The organism is Frankia sp. BMG5.60 (genome assembly GCF_059428125.1).
The window spans coordinates 4,573,479-4,591,510 of sequence record NZ_CM182091.1 but is presented as its reverse complement, the minus strand read 5'-3'; the positions used below and the strand labels follow the sequence as shown (position 1 = coordinate 4,591,510).

Annotated in this window: 16 protein-coding genes; 8 read left to right on the top strand and 8 right to left on the bottom strand. The window is 71.9% G+C overall.

Annotation, left to right across the window (positions count from 1 at the left end):
* Positions 1-38: 38 nt before the first annotated feature.
* Both AC5R91_RS18865 and AC5R91_RS18860 read right to left on the bottom strand, forming a co-directional pair.
* Complete coding sequence (locus AC5R91_RS18865; RefSeq protein ID WP_495392673.1) at positions 39-1,376, bottom strand: ATP-grasp domain-containing protein; 1,338 nt, start codon at positions 1,374-1,376, stop codon at positions 39-41.
* Entirely contained in the window at positions 1,369-2,172 is an 804-nt protein-coding gene (locus AC5R91_RS18860) for a methyltransferase domain-containing protein (RefSeq protein ID WP_495392672.1), read from the bottom strand. The genes AC5R91_RS18865 and AC5R91_RS18860 overlap by 8 nt, the downstream gene beginning before the upstream one ends.
* A 64-nt stretch (positions 2,173-2,236) precedes the next feature.
* On the opposite strand from AC5R91_RS18860, the gene AC5R91_RS18855 reads away from it, so the two are divergent.
* Complete coding sequence (locus tag AC5R91_RS18855; RefSeq protein WP_495392671.1) at positions 2,237-2,359, top strand: hypothetical protein; 123 nt, start codon at positions 2,237-2,239, stop codon at positions 2,357-2,359.
* A 195-nt stretch (positions 2,360-2,554) separates the two neighbouring features.
* Positions 2,555-4,531: an AfsR/SARP family transcriptional regulator gene (locus AC5R91_RS18850; RefSeq protein ID WP_495392670.1), complete on the top strand. Its 1,977-nt coding sequence runs from the start codon at positions 2,555-2,557 to the stop codon at positions 4,529-4,531.
* A gap of 85 nt (positions 4,532-4,616) precedes the next feature.
* Here the strand turns inward: AC5R91_RS18850 and AC5R91_RS18845 are convergent, their stop codons facing one another.
* The 3 genes from AC5R91_RS18845 to AC5R91_RS18835 form a co-directional block, all read right to left on the bottom strand.
* A complete protein-coding gene (locus AC5R91_RS18845) occupies positions 4,617-5,762 on the bottom strand; it encodes an NAD(P)/FAD-dependent oxidoreductase (RefSeq protein WP_495392669.1) in 1,146 nt (381 codons plus the stop codon).
* A gap of 92 nt (positions 5,763-5,854) precedes the next feature.
* Positions 5,855-6,514: a peroxiredoxin gene (locus tag AC5R91_RS18840; RefSeq protein WP_495392668.1), complete on the bottom strand. Its 660-nt coding sequence runs from the start codon at positions 6,512-6,514 to the stop codon at positions 5,855-5,857.
* Between the two features lie 318 nt (positions 6,515-6,832).
* Positions 6,833-7,645, bottom strand: a complete 813-nt coding sequence (locus tag AC5R91_RS18835; RefSeq protein ID WP_495392667.1) for an Fpg/Nei family DNA glycosylase — start codon at positions 7,643-7,645, stop codon at positions 6,833-6,835.
* Positions 7,646-7,811: 166 nt separating this feature from the next.
* On the opposite strand from AC5R91_RS18835, the gene AC5R91_RS18830 reads away from it, so the two are divergent.
* From AC5R91_RS18830 to AC5R91_RS18820, 3 genes are all read left to right on the top strand, one after another.
* Positions 7,812-8,726, top strand: coding sequence for an acyl-CoA dehydrogenase family protein (locus AC5R91_RS18830; protein WP_495398004.1), 915 nt, complete (start codon positions 7,812-7,814; stop codon positions 8,724-8,726).
* Between the two features lie 87 nt (positions 8,727-8,813).
* Positions 8,814-9,413 (top strand): SAM-dependent methyltransferase, encoded by a 600-nt coding sequence (locus tag AC5R91_RS18825; RefSeq protein WP_495392666.1) that lies wholly within the window; start codon positions 8,814-8,816, stop codon positions 9,411-9,413.
* 64 nt (positions 9,414-9,477) lie between these two features.
* Positions 9,478-10,242, top strand: a complete 765-nt coding sequence (locus tag AC5R91_RS18820; protein ID WP_495392665.1) for a glycosyltransferase family 2 protein — start codon at positions 9,478-9,480, stop codon at positions 10,240-10,242.
* Between the two features lie 64 nt (positions 10,243-10,306).
* On the opposite strand, the gene AC5R91_RS18815 is transcribed toward AC5R91_RS18820, so the two are convergent.
* Positions 10,307-11,284, bottom strand: coding sequence for an alpha/beta hydrolase (locus tag AC5R91_RS18815; RefSeq protein ID WP_495392664.1), 978 nt, complete (start codon positions 11,282-11,284; stop codon positions 10,307-10,309).
* A 311-nt stretch (positions 11,285-11,595) separates the two neighbouring features.
* Here AC5R91_RS18815 and AC5R91_RS18810 point away from each other — a divergent pair, with 311 nt between their 5' ends.
* Positions 11,596-12,696, top strand: a complete 1,101-nt coding sequence (locus AC5R91_RS18810) for a PucR family transcriptional regulator (protein ID WP_495392663.1) — start codon at positions 11,596-11,598, stop codon at positions 12,694-12,696.
* A gap of 64 nt (positions 12,697-12,760) precedes the next feature.
* On the opposite strand, the gene AC5R91_RS18805 is transcribed toward AC5R91_RS18810, so the two are convergent.
* Positions 12,761-12,913 (bottom strand): hypothetical protein, encoded by a 153-nt coding sequence (locus tag AC5R91_RS18805; protein WP_495392662.1) that lies wholly within the window; start codon positions 12,911-12,913, stop codon positions 12,761-12,763.
* Between the two features lie 158 nt (positions 12,914-13,071).
* Positions 13,072-14,301 (bottom strand): cytochrome P450, encoded by a 1,230-nt coding sequence (locus tag AC5R91_RS18800; protein WP_495392661.1) that lies wholly within the window; start codon positions 14,299-14,301, stop codon positions 13,072-13,074.
* Positions 14,302-15,390: 1,089 nt separating this feature from the next.
* Between AC5R91_RS18800 and AC5R91_RS18795 the strand changes: the two genes are divergently transcribed.
* Together AC5R91_RS18795 and AC5R91_RS18790 are read left to right on the top strand one after the other, a co-directional pair.
* Entirely contained in the window at positions 15,391-15,987 is a 597-nt protein-coding gene (locus AC5R91_RS18795; RefSeq protein WP_495392660.1) for a TetR/AcrR family transcriptional regulator, read from the top strand.
* A gap of 503 nt (positions 15,988-16,490) precedes the next feature.
* The gene (locus AC5R91_RS18790) at positions 16,491-17,975 is read left to right on the top strand and encodes an aldehyde dehydrogenase family protein (RefSeq protein ID WP_495392659.1); all 1,485 of its coding nucleotides are present in this window, start codon (positions 16,491-16,493) and stop codon (positions 17,973-17,975) included.
* Positions 17,976-18,032: the final 57 nt, after the last annotated feature.

Genomic DNA, 18,032 nt, shown 5'->3' with positions numbered 1-18,032 from the left:
CCGTGGGATGGCCGTCCTGGCGATGGGAATCAGCGCCGTCAGGCCGTGACGAACCGGATGCGTTGCTGGGCCCAGCGGCCGAGGTCCTCCGCGGTCGCGAAATCGGCCGCCGCGACCATGACGTGGACCGTGCAGTGGTCCGAGCGCGGCGCGCGGCGGATGTAGGTGCCCGGATGCTCGTAGACGCAGACCTCCACGACGTCCGGGTGCGACCGCACCTCGTCCAACCCCTCGATCGCCCGCAAGATCCCCTCGGCGGCGAACAGGCCGAACGTCATCACCGCGGGGCGCGGCCGGTCCGGCTTCGAGTCCGAGTCCGAGTCGGGCGCCGCGTGCCCGCTCGCCCTCGGCGCGCCGGTGGCGATCCGGACCATCGCCTCGACGAGGTCGACGCCGTGGGCGAGCCGGGCCGACCGGAAGATCGGGCCGCCGCCCATCCGCGCCGCGACCTCGAGCAGCACCGGCCCGGTGTCGGTCGTCCGCATCTCGGCGTGGAACACGCAGTCCCGCAGGCCGAGCGCGCGCACGGCACCCGCCGCCACCTCGTCCACCCGGGTCAGCAGGTCCGCCGGCAGCCGGGAGGGCGACGACCACAGCACCTCCTCGAAGAAGGGGCCGTCCGCCGGCAGCGGCTTGTCGTGGCGGGCCAGCACCTGCACCTCGCCACCGACGACGCTGCCCTCGACGCTCACCTCGCCGACCGGCAGGTCGAGGGAGCTGGCGAACCGCCGTCGCCCGCGGATGAGCTGCTCGACGAGCAGGCGAGGCGCCGCGCCGCCGCGAAAGGTGGCGTGCACCAGCGGGTCGCCGGCGACGACCTGGGCGCCGCCGCGGAGCACGTCGTCGAACGCGGCGGCCAGCTCGGCCGGGTCGTGCACCGTCCAGACGAACAGGCTGCCGCCGGCGAGCAGTGGCTTGAGCACCACCGGATAGCCGATGTCCGCGGCGATCGCCAGCGCCTCGTCGAGCCGCTCGGCGGTGCCGAACCGCACCGTCGGCAGGCCGTGCTCGGCGAACGCCGCCCGCATCCGGGACTTGTCCCGAGCCCGCTCCAGCACGTCCGACGGCGTGAACGGCAGGCCCAGCTCCGCGGCCACGGCCGAGCAGAACGCCAGACCCGTCTCCGACAGCGAGACGATGCCGTCCGCGGCGCCCCCGCGGCGGGCGAGCAGGTCCCGCGTGGTGCGGATGGCGGCCGGCGCGTCGAGCCGGTCGATCCGCACCACGCCGGCCAGTAACTCGTCAGCCCAGGACGGGACGTCGGTGTGGTCCTCGGCGAGCAGGACGACGCGCGGGTGGAGTTCGGCGAGGCGGGTGAGCGCCGGCCGGCGTGGTTCGTTGAGAGGGCTGTAGACGAGGAGCGTGCCCTCAGCCATCCCGGCGCGCGATGCAGGCATAGAAGTTGCGGGTGAAGACGAACTCGTCGCGTTCGGCCCCCGCGGCCAGCTCGGCGAGCCACCGGTCGGCCTCCGCGGCGGCGAAACCGGCGGTCACGACCCAGTCCCGGATCCGGGTGAAGAATGCCCGGTCGAAGGTCCGATCAATACGAACTGTCGAGTGGAAGCCGGTGACGGTGAAACCGGCGTCCCGCATCAGCGAGGGCAGCTTTCGGCCGATCCAGCCGTCCTGCCAGAAGTCGGTCGCCGCATCGAGGATCCGGCGGCTGAGGTCCCGGTCGCCCGGGTGGATCACGGCGCTGCCGAAATCCTGGTCGAGGACCGCCGCCGTCCCGCCGTGACGGGTGAGCCGGTGCATCTCCCGGAGGATGCCGGCCGGGTCGGCGGCATGCACCAGCACAGTCGCGGTCGTCGCAAGATCGAACTGCTCGTCGGGCAGCGGTACCTGCGTTCCGTCGGCGGCGAATATCTCGAACCGGCCGAAGCGTTCGGCCGCCCGCCTGGCGAGATAGGCGCTGCGATCGATGCCGACGGCCCGCTCGACACGGTCGGCGCCCAGGTGGCCCACCAGCCGATCGAGAACCTGCCCGGTGCCGCAACCGACCTCGAGGACCCTCGTCGCCTCCCGTGGCAGCAGATCGAAGAACCAGTCGAGGACGGCGGGATAGTAGTGCCCGGCTATCCGCTCGAGAAGAATGCTCTCCTCGAAAGCTGGGTCTGACCCCGAGTCGATGGTGTCGAACGGGTCGACGTTGCGTTCGATCGAGACTGTCACTACTGCGCTCCCGGGGTCCGAAGGGCACTGAGCGAACGGGTCGTGGCAAGGGGGAATCGGCGACGTGAGCGGCGTCGCGCCCAGCGCGTCGGCCGGCGCGCTGGGCGAGCATCTCGTTGACGCCGTCCTGTCGACCACGATTTCCGGGCCGCTGCGCGCCGTCAAGCGCGACTGCCGGCACCGATAGGCAAGATGAACCTTTGACTGTATTTTGTCGATGCGCGGCGATCATCCTGTTATCGCATGAACTGCGAACTGCGGCGCGGAGCGGGCCTCGGTGGATGGGCCGCGGGCAACGCCGCTGCGGCCCCGAGTCGACGGCCGCATGGCACCATCGGGGTAGATGGCGGGTTTCGTCCGTGGGGCGATCTGAGGGGGACGGGTGGAGACTCTGCGGGTCGAGCTGTTCGGCCACTTTCGAGTCACGGTGGGTGATCGGGTGGTCCCGGCTGGGGCCTGGTCGCAGCGCAGGCCGGCCGCGCTGGTCAAGCTGCTCGCGCTGGCGTCCGGGCATCGCCTGCGTCGGGACCAGGTGATGGACGTCCTGTGGCCGGAGCTGGACCCGGCCGCGGCCGGCCGCAACCTGCGCAAGGCCCTGCATGCGGCCCGCCGCGCGCTCGACGGCGAGCAGGGCGCGGACCTCATCGCGTCGGTCGGTGACCTGTTGTGCCTGCCGTCGGAGCGGCTTTCGGTCGACGTGGACGAGTACCGGTCGGCCGCCGCGACCGCACGGCGCACCCGGGCCCTCGGCGCCCACGCCGGCGCGATCGAGCTCTACCGGGACGGGCTGTTGCCGGAGGACGTCTACGACGACTGGGCGGTCGCGCCGCGCGAGGCCCTGCGCGACGACTGGCTGGCGCTGATGGCGGAGTTCGCGAAGCTGCTCGAGACGCGCGGCGACCTCAACGACGCCGCCCGGACCGTGCAGCGCCTCGTTGCCGCGGATCCGTTGAGCGAGGACAACCATGCCTGGCTGATGCGGCTGTACTCCGCGGCCGGGCGCCGTGGCGAGGCCCGGCGGCAGTACCAGCGGCTGTGCGACGTGCTGGAGGCCGAGCTGGGGGTCGAGCCGAGCCCGTCGACGCAGCGGTTGTACGAGGAGATCCGCAGCAACCTCGCGGCCGAGCCGGAGCAGGCGATCGAGGTCTGGGAGCGGGTCGGGGACCTGCGTGCCCAGTCGGGCGACGCCGCGGCGACGATCACGGCGTACGAGCGGGCGCTGCGGGCTGGACCCGACGCGGCGACGGCCATCCGCCTGCACCGCAAGGGCGCCGCCGCGCTGGTGGCGCAGCAGCAGCTCGACGAGGCCGAGACGCACCTGGACGCGGCCGACCGGCTCGGGCCGGACGCCGCCGACCAGGGCCGGCTGGCCGGCGTGCGGGCGAGTGTGATGCGGGAACGCGGCGACTTCGCCGCCGCCCGCCGGCTGGCCGACCGGGCGCACCAGGTGGCCGTGGCGCACGGTGACGCCGACGCCGTCGCCGAAGCGCTCGAGGAACAGGCGATCCTGGCGCACATCCAGGGCACCTGGCGCACGGCGCTGCAGGTCCAGATGCCGCGGCTCGCGGCCGTGGATCTGGGCGGCCGGGTCAGCCGGTTCTTCGAGATCAACCACTGCATCGGGCAGTACCAGCTCTACGAGGACGCCCTCGCCGGCGATGTCGAGCAGTACGCGCGCGAGACGCTGGCGCTGGCCGAGCGGGCCGACGCGGTGGCGGTGCAGGCCTTCGCCTGGTGTCTGCTCGGCGAGTCGCTGCTGTTGCGCGGCGACTGGGACGCCGCGGGCGCGTGCCTGGACCGAAGCTGCGAGCTCTACACGCCGATGAGCAGCCGGTCCGTCGCGCTGCCCTGGCTGCGCCGGGCCGAGCTCGCGATCTACACGGGTGCCTTCGACGAGGTCGCGGCATACCTCAAGCGGGCGTCCGCCATCGCGGCGGTCACCCCGCTTGCCCGGCACGCCTGGGGGCGGTTGCACGCCACGGCGGCGCTGGCGGCGTTGGAGCGGGACGATCTCGACGGCGCCGTCGAATCGGTGCGGGCGGCGTCGCGCACCGCGGCCCGCTACGGCGACTGCGCCAGCTGCGGCCTGTTGCTCAACCCGATCGGCGCGGAGACGCTGGCGCGGACCGGCGACGCGGCGGGGGCACGGGCCTTCGCCGAGGCGGCCAGGCGGGCGGCGTCGTTCCACGACAGCATGGCCTGGACGGCCATGGCCGAGTCGGCGGCCGGTAGTGCCGCGGCGGCCGAGGGCGACCCGGTCGAGGCCCGCGCGGGGTTCGAGACGGTGGCCGCGCTGTACGAGAAGGCCGGGCAGCCGTTCTGGGCCGCCCGCTCGCGCCGCCAGGCCGCCGCCGTCTGAGAACCGCCCCGGAGACGGCCGGCAGACCTGGTCCGCGACGCCCAGCCCGAGCGCCGCGACCGGCCGGTTCCGGTGTGGCCTGCGGTCAGTGGCCCGTCCACTCGCGGCCGAACCAGCGGCGGATCCGGCTCGAACCGAACTCGGACTTGTCCGCCGCGTACAGCGCGGAGGGGTCGTCGAACTGACCGCTGGGACGTTGCCCGCTGCGGAAGGTGACATCGACCCGGGCGACCTGGGCGGCGCCGAACTCGACGTAGCAGATCCCCCGGCCGCTGTAGGTCGAGGAGGTGGCCTGCTCGCGGTGGCGTGCGATGATCTGATCGGCCACGATCGCGGCCTGCCCTTCGGCGAAGACGCCCGCTTTCGGCGTGCCGACGCTGGTGACGTCGCCGACCGCGTACACGTTCGCGAACGAGGTCTCCAGGGTCAGCGGGCTGACCGGGATCCAGCCGTCGACGCACATCCCCGACTCCTGCACGACCTGCGGCGCCCGATGCACGGGGACGCCGAGGAACAGGTCGAACGGCAGCTCGTCGCCATCGGCGAGGACCGCGACCCGGCGCTCCGGGTCCAGCGACCTCACCAGCCGTTCCGGGTGCCAGGCGATCCCTCGCTCGGCGAACGCCGCGAGCAGCGCCGCCGACGCGGCGGGCGAGGGCGGGATGGGCGCGCCCAGCGGCATGACCAGCGAGATCTCGCTGGTCTCGCGCAGCCCCCGGCGGACCAGGAGGTCGTGGACGAGCAGCGCCGTCTCACTCGGGGCGGGCGGGCACTTGAACGGGGTCGAGGTGACCCCGACGACGACCCGCCCGCCGTCGAACCGGGCCAGTACGTCGCGCGTCGCGAACGCCCCGGCCACCGTGTAGAACTCGTGCCCGGCCTCGACCAGGCCCGGCGTCGCCGACGGGTGCAGGTCGGCGCCGAGGGCGACGACCAGGATGTCGCCCTCGAACGGCCCCGCATCGGTCTCGACCCGCCGAGCCTGCGGGTCGATGCCGCGGATCGCCGTCCGCACGAACCGCACCCCCGGCCTGACCAGGTCACGATAGGGGTGGCGCACCGCCTCCGCGGTGGTGCGCCCGAACATCACATCGAGCTTCGAGAAACCGAACACGAAGCCGTCGGCCTGATCTATCAGGACGACGTCGACGTCGTCGCCGAGCTCCTCGGACAGTCGGGTCGTCAGCTCCAGGCCGCCGAATCCTGCCCCCAGTACCAGTACTCGCACCACGCCCCCGACCCGACCCGACTGCTGTGTGGCTCTGACTGCTGTGTGGCTCGGACCGCTGTGATCTTGCCCGGCTTTGGCGATCAGGCGACGGGTCAGGCCGTCGGCTGCGGGACGATGCGGATGTAGGGCTTCGGCTCGTTCCAGGTGCCGAAGATCTCCTTGGCCTGGTCGTTGGAGACCGAGCCGGCGATGACGACGTCGTCGCCCTGCTTCCAGTTCACCGGGGTGGCGACCTTGTGCTTCGCGGTGAGCTGCAGGGAGTCGATGACCCGCAGGACCTCGTCGAAGTTGCGCCCGGTCGTCATCGGGTAGACCAACACCAGCTTGATCTTCTTGTCCGGGCCGATGACGAAGACGTTGCGCACGGTCTGGTTGTCCGCGGCCGTCCGGTCCGACGGGTCGCCGCTGACGTCGGCGCCGAGCATGCCGTACGCCTTGGAGATCGAGAAGTCGGCGTCACCGATCAGGGGGTAGTTGGGCGCGGTGCCCTGGGTCTCCTCGATGTCCTTGGCCCACGCGCCGTGCAGCTCGATCGGGTCCACCGAAAGGCCGATGATCTTGACGTTGCGGCGGTCGAACTCGGGCTTGATCGACGCGACGTAGCCGAGCTCGGTGGTGCAGATCGGGGTGAAGTTCTTCGGGTGCGAGAACAGCACCGCCCACGAGTCGCCGATCCACTCGTGGAACTTGATCGGGCCCTCCGTGGTCGCCGCCACGAAGTCGGGTGCGGTGTCACCGATCGTCAGGGACATTGTTCACTCCGTTCACAGAGGAAGCTCGGTGTGTGCGCCGAGCTGGTGCGTCGTGAAGGACTCTACGGACACGGCGTTCCCTGAACGTTCCCTTGGCACGCAGGCGTCCGCCGGTGCGCGAGGCTGTGCCGACCCGGGGAGCCGACCAGGGGACGAGATGACCCTGGCCGACGTCATCCAGGCGGCGGACGGGCCAGCGACCACCGTGCGCGGCGAGCTCCCGCAGGATCTCGCCTACGAGGGGACGGCGGTGTTGTTGCAGAAGGGTCTGGATCGCCAGCGCGCCGGCCTCACCTGGTCAGGGTGGTACAGGGCTCGTCAGGACGGTGGTTGGCAGCCGGGGCACCAGAACAGGTTGCGGCCGGCCAGGCCGGTGGTCAGCACCGTGGCGGTGCAGATGAGGCAGGGCTGGCCGGCGCGGCGGTAGACGTAGACCTCGCCGCCATGGTCGTCGACCCGAGGCGGGCGGCCCATCGCCTCGGGGGTGTGCTCGGGGCGCACGGTGTCGATCCGGCCCGTGCGCACCCCGTCGGCCATCAGCGTGACCAGGTCGGCCCAGATGGCCGTCCACTGCGGCCGGGTCAGATCACGTCCGGACACCAGCGGGTCGAGGCCGGCCCGGAACAGCACCTCGGCCCGGTAGATGTTGCCGGGGCCGGCCACCACCGTCTGGTCGAGCAGGAGGACGGCGATCGGGACGCGGCTGCGTTCGATGCGTCGCCGGGCCAGGTCCGGGTCGGCGTCGGCGCGCAGCGGGTCGGGGCCGAGCCGGTCGTGCAGCGTCTTCACCTCGCCGGGTTCCAGCAGTTCGCAGGCGTTGGGGCCACGCAGGTCGGCGTATCCGGTGTCGGCGGTGAGCCGCAGCCGGACGGCGCCGGTCGGCGCGGGGGGCGGGAGCGGGCCGACGGTGTACTTGCCATAGATGCCGAGGTGCACGTGCAGGACCTGGTCGTGGTCGAACCGCAGGAGCAGATGCTTGCCGTGCGCCTCGGCGGCGGTGAGCGGCCGCCCGTCCAGCCGGCGCGCGCCCTCGGTGAACCGCCCCTGGGGGCTTGCCACGGACACCGGCTGGCCGGCGAACATCCGCTGGTGAACCGCGGCCAACCTGTGCACAGTGTGACCTTCGGGCATAGTCGGGCGATCATACTGCCGCGGGCGGGGTATGGCTCACTCCGACGAGCGGCCCCGTGGACCTCCTCAGGTGGCCGCCCGCCGTGAACCGGACGTCGGCCACGGGGGGATCATGCGAGCACCGTGTCGGGTAGGGGCTGACGCGTTGGCCGAGGCATGCGTGGCCGTGGGGGAGTTGCCGCTTCCGGGGGGCGGCCGGACGCTCGAACGCTGGTCGGCGCTGGCGGCGCTCGCGGCGGACGACCTGGTGCTCGCGCGGCTCGCCGAGGCGCACGCCGACGCGGTGGCCATCGTCGCGGAGCTCGCGGGAGCACCGCTGCCGCCGAGGTCCCGCTGGGGGGTCTGGGCCGCGGAGGACCCCACCGGTGTCCTGACCGCCGTCCCGCTCGACGGGCAGGGGGCAGGCTGGCTGCTCGACGGTGCCAAGGCCTGGTGTTCGGGTGCGACCCTGCTGACCCACGCGCTGGTCACCGCCCGCCGCGGACAGTCGCGTCAGCTCCTCGAGGTCGCGCTGGACGCTCCGGGGATCACCATCGCCGCCGACGACTGGGCCGCCCCCGGCATGAAGGCAGCCGACACCCGGCGGGTCCGCTTCGACCGGGTTCCCGCCCGCGCGGTCGGCGGGTCGGACGACTACCTGCGCCGTCCCGGGTTCTGGATCGGCGGGATCGGCGTCGCCGCCTGCTGGTACGGGGGCGCCGTCGCCGTGGCGGCACCGTTGCGGGAGCGGGTCGGCGGCCACGGGGACGACCCGCACGCGGCGGCCCATCTCGGCGCTGTCGACGTCGCGCTCGGTGGCGCCCGCGACGTGCTGCGGGCGGCGGCGGACGCGGTCGACGCCCGCCCCGAAGCGGATCACGCGCGCCTCGCCCGGCGGGTTCGGGCGACCGTGGCGGGGGCGGCGGCGGAGGTGATCCGCCGGGTCGACCGGGCGCTCGGACCGGGGCCGCGCGCCCGCGACCAGCGGCATTCCGCCCGCGTCGCCGATCTGGAGGTCTACCTCCTGCAGGAGCACGCCGAACGGGACCTGGCCGCTCTCGCCGCCGTCGTCGCCGCGGCCGAGCCCGACTGGTCGCTGTGACCCGCGAGCGGCGTTCCCGCTGTCGTTGCCGACCCCAACCCGGGTACACAGCGGGAAGCCGGACCGCGAAGGTTCACGGAGGGTTCGATGACGCTGCCGCCGCAGTACTTCGACGAGATGTACGCGGGCGACGGCGACCCGTGGGGCTTCGCCGACCGCTGGTACGAGCGGCGGAAGCGGGCGCTCACCGTCGCCCTGCTTCCCGACGACCACTACGCGACCGGCTACGAGCCGGGTTGCTCGATCGGCCTGCTGACCCGCGATCTCGCCGCCCGCTGCGGGTGGCTGCTGGCGACCGATGTGGCGCCGGCCGCGGTGTCGGCCGCCACCCGCCGGACCGCCGACCTGCCGAACGTGCGGGTCGAGGCGGCGCGGCTGCCGGGGGACTGGCCGGCGCGGGCCTTCGAGCTCGTGGTGCTCTCCGAGGTGGGCTACTACTTCGGCCAGGCCGACGCCCGCCTCGTCGCCGCCCGTGCCACCACCTCGGCGGGCACGCTGGTCGCCGTCCACTGGCGGCATCGCGTCGAGGACTACCCGTGCGGGGGCGACGAGGTGCACGCGCTGCTCGGGCAGGCCGCCGCCGGTGCGGGACTGACGCGCCTCGTGCACCATCTCGAGGACGATCTGGTGGCGGACGTCTGGGCCCGCGACGCCCGCTCGGTCGCCGCGCGAACGGGCCTGCGGTGAAACAGAAGCAGGCTCCCACGAGCCGCGGTAGGCCCCGTTACCCCCTGAACCGGATCAGCCGCCGATGAACCGGATCAGCAGGGTCGCCGTGGTGGTCCCGGCCCATGACGAGCAGGACCTGATCGGGGCCTGCCTCGACGCGTTGGGCGAGGCGGTCCACCACCCGGGTCTGCGCGGCGTCGGCGTCGAGGTGCTGGTCGTGCTCGACGACTGCGGCGACGAGTCGGCCCGGCACTGCCGAACGCGGGCCATGCCGACGCTCGCCGTGCGCGAACGGAACGTGGGAAGGGCCCGGTCGCGCGGATTCGCGCACCTGATCTCCCGGGCGGCGGTGGCAGCCTCCCCGGTCAGTCCGCGCGCGGTGTGGCTCGCGACCACCGACGCGGACAGTCGGGTCTCCCCTGACTGGCTCGCGGCCCAGGTGGAGTTCGCCCTCGACGGCGCGGATGCGGTGTTCGGCGTGGTCGACATCGACGACTGGGACGGCTTTCCCGCCCCCGCGCAGCGACGTTTCCTGCGACACTACCGCGGGACGGAACCTGCGGAGTCGGGCTGGCACCGGCATGCGCACGGTGCCAACCTGGGCATCCGCCTGGACGCCTACAACCGGGTCGGCGGCATTCCCCCGCTTGCCGTCGGCGAGGACAACGCGCTGGCCGCGAACCTGCACCGCCATCCCGACCTGCGCGTTCTCCATACGACCGCGGTGCGGGTCACCACCAGCGCACGCCGCGACTCCCGTGTCGACGACGGGTTCGCCCACATCCTGAGCGGCTTCGAGCAGTCCGGGGGACCACACCGGCAGGCCTGCGCCCGTCCGCGGTCCTAGCGCCGTTGCGGTCCTAGCGCCGTTGCGGTCCTAGCGCCGTTGTGGTCCTAGTGCCGTTCCAGTATCAGGAGTCCCGGCTCGGGGCAGGACGAGGTGCGAGGCCGAGGCGGCGGACGATCGCGCGATCCTCGTCGGCGATCATCTGCCGGGTGACCTGGGCGCTCTGGATGAGCCGGGACCCGTGGAAGGTGCCCGGGTAGAGGTGCAGCTCGGTGGGCACCCCGGCCTGGACGAGCCGTTGCGCGTATGCGAGGCCCTCGTCGCGTAACGGATCGAACTCGCAGACCGAGACGAACGCCGGCGGCAGGCCCGACAGGTCCGCCGCGCGTGCCGGCGCCGCGTAGGGCGGCACGTCCGCGTCGGAGCAGCCGGCGCGGTCGGCGAGGTAGTAGCGCCAGGTGAGCGCGACCTTTCCGCTGTTCCACATCGGGGTGTCCGTGAGCGTGCGCATCGACACGGTGTCGAGACGGTCGTCGAGTTTGGGGGCGGTGAGGAATTGAAAGCAGAGGGCCGGGCCCGCGCGGTCGCGGCTGAGCAGGGTCAGGGCGGCGGCGAGGCACGCACCCGCGCTGCCGCCGGCGACGGCGATGCGCGCCGGATCCACCCCCAGGCTCGGCCGGGCCTCGCGGGCCAGCCAGACGAGCGCGGCGTAACAGTCGTCGACCGCGGCCGGGTACGGGTGCTCGGGCGCAAGCCGGTAGTCGACGCTGACCACCACGCAACCCAGCTCCGCGAATCGCAGTGCCTCGACGTGCGCCATGTCGAGATCGCCGAGAATGAAACCGCCGCCGTGCAGGAAGAGCATGGCCGCACAGTCGGCCGGCGCCGTGACGGGACGGTAGAGCCGCACCCGGACGTCCGGTGCGCCCGCCGGTCCCGGGACCGCCCGGTCGGTGATCGAGACCGTTCCACCGGCATCGGGCTGCGGGGCGGCCGCGGCAAGCTGACGCACCAGCGTGCGGGCCCGCGCGACGTCGGTGATCGGGACGTCGGCCAGGAGCGCGACCCAGGGCGCGACTTCCGGGTCGAGGGCATAACCCACCGGCAATCCTCCCGTCTGTGACCTGGCACCCGGGGGCCGGGACGCCTGGCCATCGTCGAGCCCGGGACCGTTGCGTGTCCACCGGCGGCCGCGAATCCGGGCGCGGCCGTCGAGCGGGTGAGGCTGTCGGGCGGGTGAGGGCTGTCGGCGGGTCGCGCTGCTGGCGGGTCGCGCGGCCGGCGGGTGTGCGATTGGCGGGTGTGCGATTGGCGGGCCGGGCGGCGGCTGGTGGGCCGGGCGGCCGGTACCGTCGTCCGCCCTGCGCGCGTCGCCGGTACCCGCGGGCCTGCCCACGGTCGTAGTCTCCTGGCATGGAAGGGCTGATCCTGCGGCTGGCGGACCTGGACGAGGGTGCGCTCGGTGCGGTGCGGATCATCGCCTTCTTCGACAGTTTCGTCGAGCACCGGGCCAGCCTGGAGGCCGTGCTGTCGGCCACCGCCCAGTTCGCCGGGTGCGAGGTCGGCCTCGCCGGTGGTTCGGTGCCGCCGTTGGTGGTGCGAGCTGGTGGGGGAGTCCCGCTCGCCGGCGACCCGCCGGACGGTGCGGCCCGGGCGCCGGTTGGCGACGACCGGTGGGTGTGGCTCGCGCGGCCGGGACAGCCGCTCGCGCAGGATCGGATGCTTCTGGACCGGCTGGCGCACGCGGTCCGCGCGCTGTCCCCTCGCCCGCGGCTCGACCATCCCGGGACCGGGGATCCGGCGCTGCTGGAACTGGTGCTCGGCGCGGGCGCCGATGATGCCGGCCGGGCACGTGCCCTGCGGCTGCTCGGCATCGAGCCGACCTGTTCGGTCACGGTCTACGCCGTCCGCTCGCCCGACCCCGCGGCCGGCGCCGGGTTCCTGGCCGGGCTGCATCCATGGGTGCGCGCCGTGCGGATCGGCGACGTGCGCGCGGTGGTCGGGCGGGAGGCGCCCGTCGACGAGCCGACGATCCCGACCGGCGTGCGGGTGGGCCGGTCCGCGCCGATGCCGGCGTCCGCGGCGCAGCGGGCGTGGCGCGGCGCCCGCACGGCGTTGCGGTTCACCGGGTCGGGGTTGCCGGCCGGACTGGCCACGCTCGCCGGTGGGGCGGCGCTGGTCACCGAGGAGAGCCTCGGCGTCTGGCGGGACGTCGCCGAGCAGGTGCCCGGCGAACGGCTCGCCGCCTCGCCCGACGTTGCTGCGCTGCGACGGCTCGGCGCCGAGGCGCAGGGCCCGCAGACGCTGGCCATGCTCGTCGCCGTCGGCGCCACCGCCTCGCTGCGGCAGGCGGCGGCCGTGCTGTACGTGCACCACAGCACTCTGATCGCACGCCTGGCCAAGGCCGAGCGCGTCCTGGGTTTCTCCATCGACACCCCGGCGGGCCGGACCCGGCTGACGGCCGCACTGATCATCCGGGCCCTCTGCGCAGATCTCGACGACCTTCCGACCTGAGTCGACCGGACCGGGCTCGCCCCGACCCCTTCGGCTCGCAGGGCCCCGCTCGCGCGGACTACCTCTACTCGACCGGCGAGAGCACTCGCTCCGGGCAGGGCCGCGGCACCGAGCCGGGCAGCCTCTTCCAGGCCAGGTGGCACGCCACCTGTGCCACCGCGCCGATGAAACCCTCGTCGTCGAGCTCATAGACCTCCGGGGCCTTCGCGTGAGTCATCACGCAGCGCGCGATACGAAAGCCGGACATGGTGATGGGAAGCTATCTCCGACCGCGCGGCTCATCCCGGTGCGACCGCCTACCAGATCCGGAACGGGTTCGAGATCTTGAGGCAGTCCAGGCGTCGCGGAGGGCGCCACGGGGCCGCGGCCGATGGCTCAGTCACGGTGGGCAGGCGTACCCACGCGTTCGCGCGGCCCGGGAGCGAAGCGGACTGGGAGGTGCTTTACCGCGTAGACGTCGCCCGCGTCCGCAAGGCGCTCGATGGGAGCCGCGACATGCACGTCCGGCAGCCGACGCAACAGTTCGGTAATCATCACGCGGAACATGGCCCGCGCGAAGTTCGAGCCCAGGCAGCGGTGGACACCCAGCGCGAAGGCCATGTGCCGATTCGTGCCACGATCAAGATCGATGTCGTGCGGGTATTCGAAGGCGCTGGGATCGCGGTTGGCCGCCGCGAACATCAGCATGACCCGGTCGCCCTTCTTGAGCTGGCGGCCGTGGAACTCCGCGTCCCGCGTGACGACTCGGGTGAGGCCCTGCACCGGGGTGTCGTGGCGCAGGAACTCCTCCGTCGCGCTCTCCAGGACGGCCGGGTCCTCGAGGAGCCGGCGGCGCAGTGCGGGATCGGCGTTGATGCGTAGGAAGGCATTGCCGGTGGGTCCTGCCGTGGTGTCCATGCCACCGAGCAGGAGCAGCACGACAATGCCGGAAAGCTCCTCGTCGGAGAGCTTCTCCCCGTCGATCTCCGCCTCCATGAGATCGCTGAGCACGCCCTTGCCCCGGCGGAGCCGGCGCTGGGCGATCTCCTGGGCAATAGTGCCGTAGATGTTGGCCGCGGACTGGGCGGACCGCTCCGGGGCATAGGCACGGTCATGGATGAGGGAATGCAGCCAGTCGATCCAGTCCGGCCAGCGGCTCTCGTCGAAGTCGAGGAGCTGCAGCGTCCACCGGGCCGGCAGCGGGGTGAAAAGCTGCTCGGCGAGGTCGGCTTCGCCGCTCTCGATGAAGGCGTCGATCAGCTCGGTGGCGGTGCGCCGCAGGTCCGGTTCCCGCCGCTCCGCCTCCTTGGGCGAGAGGTAGGGAAGCAGTAACTTCCGGTACTTCTGCAGCATGGGCGGGTCGATGTCGATCGGAATGAAGGACACCTCGACCGGCAGGGCCGGAATAGCCTTGCTCATGTGGTTGCTGAAAAGATCCGTGTCTCGACAGGCGTCGAACACGGCCTCATACGAGGTGAAGAGCCAGTAGCCGCCCCAGGCCGAAGACTTGGCCACCGGGCAGCGGTTCTGGAGATCCGTCATAATTTCGTAGTTGTGTTCCCGGAATCTTGCGCTGTGATGGTCCAGGTCGGTGTCACTAAATGCTGCTTCGTCAACGGTGGTCACGGTTCGTTCGTCCCTCTCGTTTTGCGATTATGATCTGACGCCCGACCGGACGGTTGTGCCGAATTTCGGGCGCCGTTTCACCGTGCCGGTGATCGGTGGCATCGGCAAGTCTGCCGGCCTGTTCCGCCGGCCTGTTGTGGGACGCAGTCAAGTGTGATGAGCGCAGTGGGAACTACGGGAAAGAGTGTGTACACGAGAACGTTGCGTCCCGCCGCGCCGGCTCTCGACCCGGCTCGGGAAACGGCTGCCGGGTTTCTCGGGGGGATGGAGAGGTCGGCGAAATACTTCTGGTCGGGCACCGCGTCGCGCGCGACAAAGGCGATGGGCGGCGACCGTGTCTACGGAACGATTCGCACTGACGGCCACGATCAGACCACCGTCGGGAGCGGACCGGCGGTGCTGGGCCGAGCGGTGCTGGGCCGAGCGGTGCTGGGCCGAGTGGTGCGGTGCCGGCGGTGCTGGGCCGAGCGGTGCTGGGCCGAGTGGTGCGGTGCCGGCGGTGCTGGGCCGAGCGGTGCTGGGCCGAGTGGTGCTGGGCCGAGCGGTGCGGTGCTGGCGGTGAGGCGCCGTCGGTCTGGTTGCGAGTCGCCCGAACGGTCGGGGCGACGCGCGGTCCTGATCTGGTCAGACGCCGGGGGTCTCCACCCTTTCTCCGGGACTGGGGCACGCCGACCACCGCACGGCGTGCCGCGCCCGCATCCGCGCGGTGGCCCGACGACTCGGTGGTGGCTGTGCTCGGCAACGTGCGACTGTGGTCTGCGACACGCTGATAGGCTAGTCTTATTGAGTCAATAGAGTCAATAAAGTTCTATTCGATCATCGTCAAGAGGATTGGGTACCTGGTCGATCGCCTTGGGTGACGCCGGAGAGCCTCGTGGGTATCGGCGGCTTCTTGACGGCTCCGGCGCACAACACCTTGATCCCGAGAGTCCTCCTACCGTCGGCCACGAGGGCACGCTTGTGTGGACGAGGTCGGGAGCGGGTCGTCCCGCCGTCAGGCTGGAGGCACGCAGTCAGGCTGGAGGCACGGCGTCAGGCTGGAGACACGGCGTCAGACTGGGAGGCGCGGCGTCAGACTGGAGGCACGCAGTGGGGAACAGGTTCGAGACGCCCGCGAAGATCCTCGATGCGGCGTTGGGGTGCATCGCGGCCCGCGGCCCGGCCAAGATGTCCCTGCGCGACGTTTCCGCGGCTGCGGAGGTCTCTCGTGGCACGCTCTACCGGTACTTCAAGACCAAAGGTGAGCTGCTCACCGCCATCAGCGACCACGTCCGGCGGGGGGTCAGCGCGGCGCTCGACGAAGCGGTCGCCGGGCAGGCGGTCGCCTCCGAGCGCCTCCGCGCGATCGCCGATGCCATCATGCACTACGGAGACGATCATCCCGAGGTTTCCCGAGTCATCGAAGCGGAGCCCGCCTTCGCTCTGCAGTTCATCCGCGACATCTTCCCGACCTTCGTGGCCCAGGTGGCGGGACTCCTTGAGCCCGTGTTCGACGATCTCGGCATCGTCCAGGAAGGCACGGTGAGACGGGAGGTCCTGGCGGAGCTTCTGCTGCGAGCCACGAGCTCGCTGTATCTGATCCCGTCCCCCAACCCGGACGAGCTGACCGACGCGATCGTGACCCTGTGGGCTTCTGTCGCCGCACCCGCGAAGGTTGGCGATCCCGGCCCGGAAGACGACGCCTGACCGGACCCGGAGGTTCTCCATCCAGGGAATGTCTCGGCGGTTCGAAGAGGGGTGATGTCACCAAACGGATACTCCAGGGCACGGATACTCCAGGGCGCAGTCTCAGTCGGACGAGGCTGTGATCACCGAAATCCTTCACCACCGGGGTTCGGGAGTTCCTGCATGCCTGCCTCCCAACTCCCGGGGCCGGCTGGTGAACCCGGCCGGTGGACCCGGCCGGCAGACAAAGTCCCGTCTTGGCCGGAGGCGGCGACTGTTTCGAATAGCCGTCCTGCCGCTCCCGCAGTGACCAAAGCGGGATCGCGGTTCGGCATGCCCGAAATATTCTCCGGGGGGCCGATCGATCGCTCCGGCGTGCGACGGACTTTCGCGCAAAGGGGCCGATCGTCCTCGTGTGCGCATCCGGGCCCACACGTAGACATCGTGTCAGATGCGCTGTAACTTTCCTCGACGCACCCGCCCCGTCAGGACGGGTCTTCGATGGCGAGGGAGTCTGATCGGCGATGACGACGGCATCTGAGGCGGTGTCCTTACAGGGCGAGCCGCGGCTTCTGATCGACGGGAAACTCGGCGAGTCGGCGGCGGGCAGCCGCTACGACAACATCAACCCTGCCACCGAGGAGATCCTCGGTCAGACGACGGACGCCACGGCGGCGGACATGGACCGGGCCATCGCGGCGGCGCGTCGCGCGTTCGACGAGTCGTCGTGGTCGACGGACCGGGAGCTGCGCAAGCGGTGCCTGGCCCAGTTGCAGGCCGCGCTGGACGACGAGAAGGAGGCGTTGCGCGCGGAGCTCATCGCCGAGGCGGGCGCCCCGATCGCGGTGACGCACCTCGCGCAGCTTGACTGGCCGCTGGCGGACGGCCTGCGCGGGCCGCTGGAGCTGATCGACACCTTCCCGTGGGAGCGCACGCTGCCCGACACGAACCTGTTCGGGCCCAGTCACCGCGCGGTCTGGAAGGAGCCGGTGGGGGTGGTCGCGGCGATCGTGCCGTGGAACTACCCGTTCGAGGTGACGATCAACAAGCTGGGGCCGATCCTGGCGACCGGCAACACTGTCGTACTCAAGCCGGCGCCGGACACGCCCTGGAACGCCACCCGGATCGGCCGCATCGTCGCCGAGCGGACGGACATCCCGGCGGGCGTCGTGAACGTGGTCCCGACCTCGGACAACGCGGTGGCCGAGCTGCTGGTGACCGATCACCGGGTGGACATGGTGTCGTTCACCGGGTCGACCGGGGTCGGCCGGCGCATCGTCGAACTGTCCGCCGGGACGATGAAGCGGACGCTGCTGGAGCTCGGCGGTAAGTCCGCGATGATCGTGCTCGAGGACGCCGACCTCGCCTCGGTGCTGCCCGGGGCCGGGCTCGGGGCGTGCATGCACGCCGGGCAGGGCTGCGCGATGACGACGCGGATTCTGCTGCCCCGCTCCGTCTACGACCAGGGTCTCGAGATCCTCACCGAGGTGTTCCGCAACCTTCCCTACGGCGACCCGAACGACCCGGCGAACCTCTCCGGCCCGCAGATCAACGCCCGCCAGCGCGACCGGGTGCTGGACTACATCGAGATCGGCAAGGCCGAGGGCGCCCGGGTTGTCGCCGGCGGCGGCCGCCCGGCGCACCTGCCGGCCGGCTACTACGTCGAGCCGACGCTGCTCGCGGACGTGGACAACGGCATGCGGGTAGCCCGCGAGGAGATCTTCGGCCCGGTGGCGGCCGTGATCCCCTTCGACGACGAGGCGGACGCCGTGCGGATCGCCAACGACAGCCCGTACGGCCTGTCCGGCGGAGTGTTCTCCGCCTCGCTCGACCGCGGCCTGGCCGTCGCCCGCCGGATCCGCACCGGGAGCATCAACGTCAACGGCGGCAACTTCTACGGCTCGAACGGCCCCTACGGCGGCTACAAGTTGTCGGGCAACGGCCGTCAGGGCGGCATCGAGGGCTTCGAACAGCACCTGGAGAGCAAGTCCGTCGGCTACGGCGGCTGAGCTGCTCACACTCGGGCCGCTGATCCTCCGACCCGCCGTTCGTCCGGGCTGCTCACA